This window comes from Vibrio mytili, assembly GCF_000830505.1.
GTDB lineage: Bacteria > Pseudomonadota > Gammaproteobacteria > Enterobacterales > Vibrionaceae > Vibrio > Vibrio mytili.
On sequence record NZ_JXOK01000006.1, the window covers coordinates 134,306 to 147,530 of the forward strand.

Here is a 13,225-nt window from a genome sequence, read left to right on the forward strand (position 1 = left end):
TGTTTCTTCCTTTAACTTCTAACTTCTAGTTCTTTGTTCGAAGTTTTTGAGTTCACGTTCAGAGCGTCTTCAACCAACGCTTTTTGTTGTTTCAAGTGCACCGACATGTAGCCAACTGCTGGCGAAGCAGAAGCTTGGCGACCTGCGTATTTCAGCTCGGCACCGGCTGGGATTGCGGCACGGAAGTTGTGCTGACTACAGTACCAAGCACCTTGGTTCTGAGGCTCTTCCTGACACCACACAAAATCTTCAACATTCGTGTATGGAGCGATGGCAGCTTGGACTTCTTCCATTGGGAATGGGTAAAGCTGTTCGATACGCACGATTGCAACGTCATCTTGTTCATTGTTTCTGCGCTGCTCTAGCAGGTCGAAATACACCTTACCGGCACAGAACACAACACGCTTCACTTTGCTAGGCTCTAAATCGTCGACTTCTGGAATGGCAGCTTGGAAACAACCATCTGCGAGGTCTTCGATGCTAGAAGTACAAAGTGGGTGGCGAAGCAATGACTTTGGTGACATGACGATCAACGGACGACGCATTGGGCGAACCACTTGACGACGAATCATGTGATAAACCTGCGCTGGAGTTGATGGAACGACAACCTGCATGTTTTGTTCAGCACACAACTGAAGGTAGCGTTCTAAACGAGCAGATGAGTGCTCAGGGCCTTGACCTTCATAACCGTGAGGCAGGAGCATCGTAAGACCACACAAACGTGCCCATTTCTGTTCACCAGAAGAGATAAACTGGTCGATAACAACCTGCGCACCGTTGGCGAAATCACCAAATTGAGCTTCCCAAATCGTCAAACCGCCAGGCTCTGCCGTGGCATAACCGTATTCGAATGCCAGCACCGCTTCTTCTGATAAAACAGAGTCAAATACCTGGAAAGGTCCTTGCTTATCATGGATATTGGCAAGAGGAATATAGGTGCTTGCGTCCGATTGATTATGCAGTACAGAGTGACGGTGGAAGAAAGTACCACGACCAGAATCTTGCCCGGAGATACGGATACGTTTCCCATCGTCAACCAATGTCGCGTATGCCAAAGTTTCTGCCATACCCCAATCGATGGCTTTTTCACCCGTCATCATGGCTTTGCGATCATTGTATAGTTTATTGACTCGGCTCTGTAACTTGTGGCTCTCTGGGTACTGACACAGTCTATTACCAAGCTCGATAAGTCGTTGCTTATCAACTTGAGAGTTCCACTCCATATCCCATTCATGACCAAGGTATGGTGACCAGTCAACAGAATGCAGCGCCATTGGACGCCACTCTTTCACCACAACTTCACCACGATCGAGCGCATCACGGTACTCATTGACTAGTTGAGTCGCCGTTTCTATATCTGACTCATTTTTATCTATGAGGACATCGGCATAGAGCTTACGAGGTGTTGGGTGTTTTTTAATCTTTTGGTACATCAAAGGCTGGGTCGCATTTGGCTCGTCAGCTTCATTATGACCATGGCGGCGATAACACACCAAATCAATCACGACGTCACGTTTAAACTCATTACGGTAGTCCAGCGCGATACGAGTAACAAACGCGACCGCTTCAGGATCATCGGCATTAACGTGGAAAATTGGCGCCTGAACCATCTTCGCAATGTCTGTACAGTACATCGTCGAGCGGGTATCACGTGGGTTAGATGTCGTGAAACCAACTTGGTTATTGACCACAACACGAACCGTACCACCGACACAGAAGCCACGCGCGAGAGACATGTTGAATGTTTCCGCCACAACCCCTTGGCCTGCAATCGCAGAATCACCGTGAATAGTAATTGGGAGTACCTTGCTGCCTTGTTTATCACCTAAACGGTCTTGACGAGCACGTACAGAACCAATAACAACTGGGTTGACGATTTCTAAATGCGACGGGTTAAACGCGAGCGCTAAGTGAACATCACCACCTGGCGTTGCAAAGTCGGCAGAGAAACCTTGGTGATACTTAACATCACCCGTCCCCCATGTTTCGTCATGCTTACCAGCGAACTCATCAAACAGATCTTGTGGTTTCTTACCGAGTACGTTCACCAACATGTTTAAACGACCACGGTGAGCCATACCAATAACCACTTCACGCATACCGCTGTTACCCGCATGACGAATCAGTTCTTTTGTCATTGGGATAAGCGCGTCACCACCTTCTAGAGAAAAACGCTTTGCACCTGGGAATTTTGCGCCTAAGTAACGCTCAAGTCCTTCAGCTGCGGTAAGTTCTTCTAGAAACGTGAGTTTTTCTTCGTGATCAAATGATGGCTGACCAACCACAGACTCAAGACGCTGTTGAATCCAACGCTTTTGTTCTGTATCAGTCATGTGCATGTATTCTGCACCAATGGAACCACAGTAGGTTTTGTTCAGGGCTTCATAGATGTCTTTCAACTTCATGGTGTCTTGCCCAACGGCAAACGAACCTACGTTAAAAGTTTCTTCGAAGTCATCTTTGGTAAGATTATGGAATGCTGGATCTAACTCCGCCACTGTTGGGCGTTGCCATATACCGAGAGGATCGAGCTCTGCAGCTTCGTGCCCGCGAAAGCGGTAAGCGTTGATTAGCTGTAGAACTTTTACTTGTTTTGCATCGACATCTGGGTCACTAACTTGGACATTGTAATGCTTTGTTTCTTGAGCGAGCCGTCTGAAGTAGTCACGGACACGTGAATGCGGCTGTTCAGCCACTTCTTCTGATGGCTTGGGTAAGCCTTCAAAAACACGTTTCCACTCCTCACTTACCAGATCGGGATCACTTAGATACAGTTCGTAGAGGTCTTCTACATACGTTGCATTGGCGCCAGCCAAGTGTGAAGACTCGAGCCATGCCTTCATCACGCCGTTGTGCATATTTTCCCTTAACCAGTAGTTTTCACGTTTGCTTCGGTCTACGCCGAGCTAATAAGAGCCAACTCTGTGAGTTGGCAATGTCATATTCTTTTACTCAGAACCTGTCGTTGCAATGCTGAAAAATAGATTGTGGGTATTTCACAACACTGCAACGTCTTTACTCATGAGTAAATTAAACCGAACGATTGACCAGCATCGATTTAATATGTCCGATGGCCTTCGTTGGGTTTAGTCCCTTAGGACAAACACTTACACAATTCATAATGCCATGGCAACGAAAAACGCTAAATGCATCATCAAGATCAGACAGACGTTCATCTGTTGCGGTATCTCGGCTATCAATTAACCAACGGTATGCGGCTAACAGACCTGCCGGGCCAATGAATTTATCTGGGTTCCACCAAAACGATGGGCATGACGTTGTACAACATGCACACATAATACACTCGTACAGTCCGTCCAAATGAGCACGGTCTTCTGGTGATTGTAAATTCTCACGAGAAGGTGGCAGTGCCCCTTCATCGATCAAGAATGGTTTCACCTTCGCATAGTTATCGTAGAACTGTGTCATATCAACGATAAGGTCGCGCACCACAGGTAACCCTGGTAATGGACGTATCACTATTTTATCGCCAGTTAGCTCTGATAAAGGCGTAATACAAGCAAGACCATTCTTACCATTCATATTCAAGCCATCAGAACCACATACCCCTTCACGGCATGAACGACGGAAGGCGATGCTTGGATCTTGCTCCTTGAGCAGAATCAGCGCATCCAATACCATCATGTCCGAGCCTTCATCAACGTCCAGCGTATACTCTTTCATGTATGGTTTCGTATCCACGTCCGGGTTGTAGCGGTACAAAGAGAAGTTTAATTTCATCGTCATATCCTCCCTTAGTATGTACGGACTTTCGGTGGGAATGCGTCACGGTGTACTGGCGTCATGTTGACATCACGCTTCGTCATCGCTTCCGTTTCCGGGTTGTAGATAGAGTGGCATAGCCAGTTCGCATCATCACGATCAGGGAAGTCGAAACGAGCATGCGCTCCACGGCTTTCTGTACGGTAGTTAGCGGCGACTGCGGTAGAGAATGCCGTTTCCATTAAGTTGTCCAGCTCCAAACACTCGATACGTTGTGTGTTGAACTCAGAAGACTTATCCGCAAGGTGAGCATTTTGTAAACGCTCGCGAATCACTTTGAGCTCTTCTAAGCCAGTCGCCATTGCGTCGCCCTCACGGAATACCGAGAAGCTATTTTGCATGCAGCTTTGTAGATCTTTACGAATCTGAACAGGATCTTCGCCGCCAGTACTATTCTCCCAACGCATAGTGCGCGCAAGAGACGCTTCAATGTCAGATTCTGTCGCTGGGCGCGCTTCAGCTTGCGCTGCCAGCGTCTCACCGAGGTGTAGACCTGTCGCACGACCAAATACCACCAAGTCGAGTAGTGAGTTACCACCTAGACGGTTTGCACCGTGTACCGATACAGAGGCAATTTCACCACAAGCATAAAGACCTTGAACTTCCGCTTCACTGCCATCAGCTAATTGCTTAATTGCCTGACCTGAAACTTGAGTCGGTACGCCACCCATCATGTAGTGACACGTTGGGATAACTGGGATTGGTTCTTTCACCGGATCAACGTGTGCAAACGTACGAGATAGTTCACAAATACCAGGCAAGCGTGATTCAAGCACTTCTTTACCTAGGTGATCCAGTTTCAATTTAATGTGTGGACCCCATGGGCCATCGCAGCCACGGCCTTCACGGATTTCAATCATCATCGAACGCGCAACAACGTCACGACCGGCTAAGTCTTTCGCGTTCGGTGCGTAGCGTTCCATGAAGCGTTCGCCATCTTTATTAAGCAGGTAACCACCTTCACCACGACAACCTTCTGTAACTAGCACCCCGGCGCCAGCGATACCGGTCGGGTGGAACTGCCACATTTCCATGTCTTGCATTGGCACACCTGCACGCAGTGCCATACCAACGCCATCACCCGTGTTAATGTGTGCGTTAGTAGTCGATGCGTAAATACGACCTGCACCACCCGTCGCTAAAATGGTTGCTTTCGATTTGAAGTAGCAGATTTCACCCGTTTCCATACAAATCGCAGTACAACCCATGATCGCGCCATCTTGGTTCTTGACTAAATCTAGTGCGTACCACTCTGAGAAAATGGTTGTTTTATGCTTAACGTTTTGTTGGTAAAGCGTATGAAGAAGTGCGTGACCTGTACGGTCTGCCGCCGCCGCTGTACGCGCAGCCTGCTCACCACCAAACTCTTTTGACTGTCCACCGAATGGTCGCTGATAGATGGAGCCGTTATCAAAGCGAGAGAATGGAAGACCCATTTTCTCAAGCTCAATGACAGACTCAGGACCATTTTTACACATGTACTCAATCGCATTTTGGTCACCGATGTAATCGGAACCTTTTACCGTATCGTACATATGCCATTGCCAATCGTCCTTGTGAGAGTTACCAAGTGCAACGGTAATACCACCCTGTGCAGAAACGGTATGAGAACGAGTTGGAAAAACTTTAGATAGCAAAGCACATGAAAGGCCTTGCTCCGAAATTTGTAGTGCAGCGCGCATACCTGCACCACCAGCGCCGATTACTACGGCATCAAACTCACGAACTGGAATAGACACTTACGCACCCCACAAAATAAATAGACCAGAGAAAACATAGCCGAATAGAACAGCTATAACACCGAGTTGTAGTGCGCCTCGCAGCTTCGCGCACTTAATGTAATCGGTTAGAACTTGCCACAAGCCAATCCACGCGTGGATCAGTATCGATACAAGTGCCAACATGGTGAATACTTTGGTGAAGGTGCCACCAAAGAACTGGGTCCAAGATGCATAAGAGATATCTGAAAATGCGCAAAAGCCAATCAGATAAATTGTGTATAGGGTCATAATGATGGCGGTTGCACGAATCAGTAGGAAATCGTGTACCCCATTACGACCAAATGAAGATACGTGTTTTACCATACCAAGATCCCCGCCAATAGTGATAAGACTACAGTTGCACCAAACGCGACTTTCGCGCTCATTGTACCGGTATCGAGTTCTTCGAAGTAACCAAGGTCCATCATCAAATGACGAACGCCACCAGCAATGTGGTAGGCAAGTGCAGTTAAGATTCCCCACATGATGAATTTCACGAAAAAGCCATCAACGATGTCAGCGGCTTCCATAAAACCCATAGGGGATGACAGAGAAATGGACAGTAACCAAAGCAATATTCCCACCGCAACAAACGTTATTACCCCAGACACACGGTGCAGGATCGATGCGATTGCTGTGATAGGAAAGCGGATGGTCTGTAAATCTAAATTAACAGGTCTTGACTTTCTTTCTTTCACGGGCTTGCTCACTCAGCTCCATTGAGCATTTATTGTTATAACTAATTTCAGTGTCCAAATGTACAAAAGTTAACACTTTCTTAACACAATTGCCGCTTTAACGCGGAGAAGTTTGTAAAGAATTTGTTAACAGCAGAGCTACAAACAACCTCACTTTTTTGTTTTTAGCCCCGAATATATAAGGATTTAACCAAAATTTTCTCAGCCAATATACGGCCAGCAACATTCTAATACAATTGGTGTAACAAATTATGCTACATAGAACAGATTTTTAACGATTTTCATGAGAAAAATCATAACAAGTGCACACAAACTCGGAGAAAAATTGACTTTAGGTTGTAAGAGAAGTAAAAAAACGGCACATAAACATCCTGGACGGATTAAATTATAAACAAAGGAGATTGTTATGGCGGATAAGAAAGCGACCCTTCATGTTGAAGGCCAAGCGCCAATCGAACTGCCAATTATGGACGGTACACTAGGTACGCCTGTAATTGATGTTCGTAAACTGGGAGCGAATGGTTACTTTACTTTTGACCCTGGTTTTCTTGCCACTGCATCTTGTGAATCATCAATCACCTATATCGATGGCGGCAAAGGTATCCTTTTGCACCGCGGTTTCCCGATTGATCAATTAGCCAATAACGCAGATTACTTAGAAGTTTGTTACATCCTTCTTTATGGTGAAGCCCCAACCCGAGAGCAATACGAACAATTCAAGAAGACCGTTACTCGCCACACAATGGTACACGAGCAGATCGCAAGCTTTTTCCATGGCTTCCGACGTGATGCCCACCCAATGGCAGTAATGTGTGGTGTGGTTGGTGCTCTGGCTGCTTTTTATCACGATTCTCTCGACATCAATAACGATGAGCACCGAGATATCGCTGCTTACCGCCTTATTTCTAAAATGCCGACTCTGGCCGCGATGTGTTACAAGTACTCCATCGGTCAGCCTTTTATCTACCCACGTAACGATCTAAGCTACGCAGAAAACTTCCTACACATGATGTTTGCAAATCCATGCGAAGAGTACGAAGTAAATCCTGTGGTTGCGCGTGCGATGGATAAAATTTTCACCCTGCACGCTGATCACGAACAAAATGCTTCTACATCAACGGTTCGTCTTGCAGGTTCTTCTGGCGCAAACCCATTTGCATGTATTGCAGCTGGTATTGCCTCTCTGTGGGGACCAGCGCACGGCGGTGCTAACGAAGCTTGTTTGAGAATGTTAGAAGAGATCGGCAGTGTCGATAAGATCCCTGAATACGTAGAACGCGCGAAAGATAAAGATGATCCATTCCGCCTAATGGGCTTTGGTCACCGTGTGTACAAAAACTACGACCCTCGTGCGACAGTCATGCGTGAAACCTGCCATGAAGTACTCAAAGAGCTTAATATACAAGATCCATTGCTTGATGTTGCTATGGAACTTGAACGCATCGCACTTTCTGACGAATACTTCGTGTCTAAGAAACTTTATCCGAACGTAGACTTTTACTCAGGTATTATTCTGAAAGCGATCGGTATCCCAGTTTCTATGTTTACCGTTATTTTCGCTCTGTCTCGCACAGTAGGCTGGATCGCACATTGGAACGAAATGCACAGCGACCCACTAAACCGCATCGGTCGTCCTCGTCAGCTATACACTGGTGAGAGTCAGCGCGAGTTTTCGCCTCTTCATGAGCGTGAATAATCGCTAAGCTGAGCGTCAAACAAAAATAAAGGGTTGAGACTCATGTCTCAACCCTTTGTGTTTTGAACCGTTCCTCTTTTACCGCTTCTCCAACCATGGGAGCTGACAGAACGAACTCAGCTTCGAATTTACAAAGTGTTAACCCCGTCGAATTATACGCTTTAGATACCTGGATTAAACCGGGTTATCGATATCAATAAACTCAACCAATAAGCCATATTCATCTGCAAGCCATTTCCCCAGAGCCTTAATCCCATATCGCTCCGTTGCATGATGCCCAGCGGCAAAATAATGGATGTCCATTTCGCGCGCTGTGTAAGTGGTACGCTCAGAAATTTCCCCTGATATAAACGCATCCAATCCATGCTGAACCGCAAGCTCAATGAAGTCTTGTCCGCCACCAGTACACCATCCGACGGTTTCGATCATTTTGTCTGCGTTTTCTGGCGCGATGTGTAGCGGTGCTCGGTTCAACACTTGATTGATCTTGTTCGCAAACTCCGCACCTGTCACTGGTTTCTTCAGTCGTCCAAACATAGCAACGGATTGTGGGTGCCCTTCCAAGCCCCCTTCCACTTCGATCTCAAGCAAGCGGGCCAGTTCAGCGTTATTACCCAGATCAGGATGGATATCGAGTGGTAGATGATAACCGTATAAATTGATGTCGTTTTTAATCAAACTACGGATCCGTTTCCCTTTCATACCACGAATGGGCTCTGGTTCTCCCTTCCAAAAGTAGCCATGATGAACAAGCAATGCGTCAGCATTAAGTTCCACAGCTTTATCTATTAAGGCTTGAGACGCCGTAACTCCCGTAACAATGCGGTTTACTACCGATTTTCCTTCGACTTGCAGCCCATTTGGCGCATAGTCTTTAATTAACTGTGGTGACAGTTTTTCGTTAAGAATCTGTTCTAGCTTTAAGTTGTTCATAATTCGTTCCAATTTCTGGCGCATGTGTACGACAATAAACTTGAGATGCTTCGCTCGGTATGAATCACTGAGAACATAGACAGCCCAACACTTTGCATCCTGCATCTTGAAGTCTTAAAGTGTATATCGAACTTAGATAGAGATGCCAGAGTCAGCGCCATTCGCTTGTGACTTTGCTTAGACATCATCAAATATTTGCATTCACTGTGCAAAACATCTTGAGGCTATTTGGGTATACAATGGTGCTTTAACTTCTCTTATGGTTAAGGAATGGCTTTGAATCAACTGCAACGTTTCTATCAATGGATCGCCAACTCGCCTCCCCTGTTTTATCTGCAACCACCGTTTGCAACACTCGAGGATGTCTCGGCAGCATCTTTAAACGAGTCAGAGGAATATAAGGGTAATCCACGACTTGGCTTTCTTTATCAGCATTTATGCACCACCTTACTTGAGAACTCTCAACGGTATCAAATCATTGCAGACGAAATTCAATTAAATGATGACAATGGCCAAACCATTGGAGCCATTGACTTACTGCTCAAGAATACCGAATCCAACCAAGTCGAGCACTGGGAAGTCGCGATCAAGTTTTATCTGTTACACAAGGGGATATGGTACGGCCCGAATGCACACGACCAGTTACACAAAAAACTGGATCGAATGCTAACGCACCAATTAAAAATGAGCAAACGACCTGAATTGCAGCAAATCGTACCATTGGACACTCCGCCAGAAGAGCGGCTCCTGATGCAAGGACGGCTTTATATCAATCCTTTCAGCACAGAGACAACACCTACTGAGTGTCTGGGTTTTGAGCTAAATCCAAATCAAATAACTGGATTTTGGTGCTACAAAAGCCAATGGGATTTAATCGGCCAGCCACTTTACCACTTACATAAACCATGCTGGGCGATTGGTACAGATGATTTCTCTCAACCAATTGAAAAACCTTCAGATCGATTTATACATGCCCAAACGAAGGACGGTCAATTCTGGTTCGTCGTGCCTGACTCATGGCCAGGAAACTAGATTCATGATCGGGAAACTAAGCTGATCAGGACGGTTAAAATACAAAAGGGTTGATGCTTTCACATCAACCCTTTTAATAAGCTGTTACTACGTGAGGTTACTTTTACAAACCAGCTGCAGCAAATACTTGATTTACAATATCTTGAGCTTCACTTTCAATTTGTTTTAGGTGTTCTTCACCTTTAAAGCTTTCACAGTAGATTTTGTAGATATCTTCTGTGCCCGATGGGCGCGCAGCAAACCAACCATTTTCAGTCGTGACTTTTAAACCACCAATCGCAGCACCATTACCAGGCGCATGCGTCAAACGAGCCGTAATAGCATCGCCAGCTAGCGTTTCTGCTGACACCATTTCTGGAGAAAGCTTCTTCAACACTTCTTTCTGTGGACCGTTCGCAACGGCTTGAATACGGTTGTATTTAGATTCACCGTGCTTAGCCGCCAACTCTTCGTAGTACTCTTGAGGGTTCTTACCAGTCACTGCCGTTATTTCAGCAGCCAGTAAACAAAGAAGAATACCGTCTTTGTCTGTCGACCATGGCGTACCGTCTTTGCGAAGGAATGAGGCACCAGCACTCTCTTCACCTCCAAAGCCAAATTTGCCAGTGTACAAGCCATCAACAAACCACTTGAAACCCACTGGTACTTCGCATAACTCGCGACCCAGGTCTGCCACCACACGGTCAATCAGCGCACTCGATACGAGCGTCTTACCTACTGCTACATCTTTACCCCATGCATCACGATGACGGTAAAGGTAATCAATACAGACAGCTAAGAAATGGTTAGGATTCATTAAACCTTTTGGCGTCACAATACCATGGCGGTCGTAATCAGGGTCGTTACCAAATGCAAGGTCGTATTCGTCTTTAAGAGCAAGAAGACCCGCCATTGCATATGGAGATGAACAATCCATACGGACAACACCATCTTTGTCTAACGACATAAATTGGAACGAAGGATCAATGGCTTCACTGACAAGCGTCAGGTCAAGGTCATACGCTTTTCCGATTTGACGCCAATAATCAATACCACTGCCACCGAGAGGATCCACGCCAATTTTTAGATTGGCTTTTTGAATCGCTTCCATATCGATAACGTTAACGAGATCATCGATATACGGTTTCACTAAATCAACTTCAACAAACAAGTCAGAGGCTTTTGCTTCAGCAAGCGGTAAACGCTGCACTCCTTCTAAGTTCATTGCAATTAACTCGTTCGCACGATCTTCAATTGCTTGCGTTAACTCAGCTTCCGCAGGCCCACCGTGAGTAGGATTGTATTTGATACCACCATCTTGTGGTGGGTTGTGAGAAGGTGTAATGACAATGCCATCCGCTTTATCGTCATGTTTAACGTTGTAAGTCAGGATAGCATGAGAAATACCAGGTGTCGGTGTGTAGCCATTGTCTTGTTGTACCACAACGTTAACGCCATTGGCGATGAGCACTTCGACCACTGTTGAGAAAGCCGGTTCAGACAACGCATGGGTATCTTTACCAACGAATAGCGGACCTGTTGTACCTTGTTTAGCACGAACCTCTGCTACCGCTTGTGCGATCGCTAGAATGTGATTTTCATTAAACGTTTGCTTATCCGCGGTACCACGATGTCCAGAAGTACCGAACAGTACTTTATGTTCCGGATTCGCAGGTTCAGGTTGGAGTAAAAAGTAATTAGCAACGAGCGCAGGGATATTATGAAGATCTTCCTGTTGCGCTTTTTGCCCAGCACGAGGGTGCATAGCCATGTTGACATCCTTTATCTTTTAAATAATACAACGAAAAAAGCCTCATAATATCCACGAAAAGATGTACATTATGAGGCTTCTATCAGATTTCTTAAATTGAACCTGTCACTTTCTCAATTAAATCGGGCTGGAATCCCATATGAGACATCACTTGTTCAACCATTTGCCTTTTGCGACTGGTGTTGTTATTGGTGATAACCCAAAACGGTGTATCTGGAATTGCTTTTGGCTTTGTTGTATTACCGTTTGCCAACAGGGTTTCTTCATTGTCAGCAAAATAAACACGCTTACGACCTTTCACATTTGTCGCTTGTGCAAAACCTTCTGAGTCTAGTTTATATAGTGTCGATAAAACCAACATAAAGCGATCAATCGCTTTTTTCAGATCAGCAAACTCATCAGAAATTAGCAGAGAGCGCATCTCTTTTACTGTATCTAAAGACTCAGCTTTTCCGGCATCTTTACTTACGACAATCCCTTGCGGCTTCTCCACTACAGGTTTAGTGTTCGCTTCCTGCAACTGACCATCAAGGTTTAGAAGGCGTCGCAAAATGTCCGAGGCGCTTTCACCGATATGCTTAGTTTGGCCGGCAATATAACGGTACAGATCCTCATCAACCTCAATTGTTTTCATTCGCTTTTCACATTCTCAATGTATAAACTCTGGGGGATTATAACGAGATCCTAGCGGATACTCCACGTTAAACCCATCACGAATAAGATAAAATGTCAGCATTACTCAACTATAAGCTTGAAGGCCAAGGCCAACCGGTTGTTTTGATCCACGGATTGTTTGGCAGTTTAGGCAATCTAGGGCTATTAGCTCGTGATCTTGCCACTGATCATACCGTCATCAGTATCGACCTCAGAAATCACGGACTTTCGTTTCATTCAGATACGCACAATTACGCTGATATGGCACAAGATGTTGCAAAGTTACTCCGCCATTTAAATCTAGACCCCGCTATTATCATTGGCCATTCAATGGGTGGCAAAGTCGCGATGAAGCTTGTCGATATTGCCCCGACGCTGGTCACGCAACTGGTCGTACTCGACATCGCGCCTGTGGCGTATACCGTTAATCGTCACGAAAATGTTTTCAAAGGATTGCAGGCTGTTCTCGAAAACTCCCCCACTTCCCGTCAGCAAGCTATGAGCATTCTTGAACAGCACATCGAAATAGATGGTGTACGACAATTCTTATCCAAATCTTTATTCAAAAACGGAGACAAGATGGACTGGCGTTTTAACGTTACCAGTCTTTTCAAACACTATGCCGACATTATGGGTTGGCAACAAATTACACCAACAGATGTCCCAACACTGTTCGTAAAAGGTGGCGATTCTGACTACCTATTGCCAGAGCACCAGCAATCGGTACAAATGCAGTTTAACAATACCAAAGCCCATATTATCGCCAATACGGGTCATTGGCTACATGCGGAAAAACCGCTCGAAGTATTGCGCGTGATACGAAAACACATTTCTTGATAAAGAATTCGTTAGCAAGCATCGATTATTGAAATAACCCCTATCATCGTGCATTAACTTTACCGTTTAACAGTGGTATAGT

11 protein-coding genes are annotated in these 13,225 nt (G+C 45.6%); 3 read left to right on the top strand and 8 right to left on the bottom strand.

Going from position 1 to position 13,225, the window contains the following annotated elements:
• Nucleotides 1-11 precede the first annotated feature (11 nt).
• From sucA to sdhC, 5 genes are all read right to left on the bottom strand, one after another.
• The gene (gene sucA / locus SU60_RS03025) at nucleotides 12-2,858 is read right to left on the bottom strand and encodes a 2-oxoglutarate dehydrogenase E1 component (RefSeq protein ID WP_041154251.1); all 2,847 of its coding nucleotides are present in this window, start codon (nucleotides 2,856-2,858) and stop codon (nucleotides 12-14) included.
• A 172-nt stretch (nucleotides 2,859-3,030) separates the two neighbouring features.
• A complete protein-coding gene (locus SU60_RS03030) occupies nucleotides 3,031-3,741 on the bottom strand; it encodes a succinate dehydrogenase iron-sulfur subunit (protein ID WP_041154252.1) in 711 nt (236 codons plus the stop codon).
• A gap of 14 nt (nucleotides 3,742-3,755) precedes the next feature.
• Complete coding sequence (sdhA, locus tag SU60_RS03035; protein WP_041154253.1) at nucleotides 3,756-5,522, bottom strand: succinate dehydrogenase flavoprotein subunit; 1,767 nt, start codon at nucleotides 5,520-5,522, stop codon at nucleotides 3,756-3,758.
• Nucleotides 5,523-5,867 (bottom strand): succinate dehydrogenase, hydrophobic membrane anchor protein, encoded by a 345-nt coding sequence (gene sdhD / locus SU60_RS03040; protein WP_041154254.1) that lies wholly within the window; start codon nucleotides 5,865-5,867, stop codon nucleotides 5,523-5,525.
• Entirely contained in the window at nucleotides 5,861-6,253 is a 393-nt protein-coding gene (sdhC, locus tag SU60_RS03045) for a succinate dehydrogenase cytochrome b556 subunit (RefSeq protein ID WP_041154255.1), read from the bottom strand. Before sdhC ends, sdhD begins: the two co-directional genes overlap by 7 nt.
• A gap of 394 nt (nucleotides 6,254-6,647) precedes the next feature.
• On the opposite strand from sdhC, the gene SU60_RS03050 reads away from it, so the two are divergent.
• The gene (locus tag SU60_RS03050) at nucleotides 6,648-7,937 is read left to right on the top strand and encodes a citrate synthase (RefSeq protein ID WP_041154256.1); all 1,290 of its coding nucleotides are present in this window, start codon (nucleotides 6,648-6,650) and stop codon (nucleotides 7,935-7,937) included.
• 174 nt (nucleotides 7,938-8,111) lie between these two features.
• Here SU60_RS03050 and SU60_RS03055 read toward each other — a convergent pair whose 3' ends face one another.
• On the bottom strand, nucleotides 8,112-8,870 hold the full coding sequence (locus SU60_RS03055) for a Nif3-like dinuclear metal center hexameric protein (RefSeq protein ID WP_041154298.1): 759 nt from the start codon (nucleotides 8,868-8,870) through the stop codon (nucleotides 8,112-8,114).
• Nucleotides 8,871-9,146: 276 nt separating this feature from the next.
• On the opposite strand from SU60_RS03055, the gene SU60_RS03060 reads away from it, so the two are divergent.
• The gene (locus SU60_RS03060) at nucleotides 9,147-9,902 is read left to right on the top strand and encodes a DUF1853 family protein (protein ID WP_041154299.1); all 756 of its coding nucleotides are present in this window, start codon (nucleotides 9,147-9,149) and stop codon (nucleotides 9,900-9,902) included.
• 103 nt (nucleotides 9,903-10,005) lie between these two features.
• Here SU60_RS03060 and pgm read toward each other — a convergent pair whose 3' ends face one another.
• Nucleotides 10,006-11,652: a phosphoglucomutase (alpha-D-glucose-1,6-bisphosphate-dependent) gene (gene pgm / locus SU60_RS03065; protein ID WP_041154257.1), complete on the bottom strand. Its 1,647-nt coding sequence runs from the start codon at nucleotides 11,650-11,652 to the stop codon at nucleotides 10,006-10,008.
• A gap of 91 nt (nucleotides 11,653-11,743) precedes the next feature.
• On the bottom strand, nucleotides 11,744-12,286 hold the full coding sequence (gene seqA, locus SU60_RS03070) for a replication initiation negative regulator SeqA (RefSeq protein WP_041154258.1): 543 nt from the start codon (nucleotides 12,284-12,286) through the stop codon (nucleotides 11,744-11,746).
• A 92-nt stretch (nucleotides 12,287-12,378) separates the two neighbouring features.
• Here seqA and SU60_RS03075 point away from each other — a divergent pair, with 92 nt between their 5' ends.
• Nucleotides 12,379-13,143 (top strand): alpha/beta fold hydrolase, encoded by a 765-nt coding sequence (locus SU60_RS03075; RefSeq protein ID WP_041154259.1) that lies wholly within the window; start codon nucleotides 12,379-12,381, stop codon nucleotides 13,141-13,143.
• Nucleotides 13,144-13,225 lie beyond the last annotated feature (82 nt).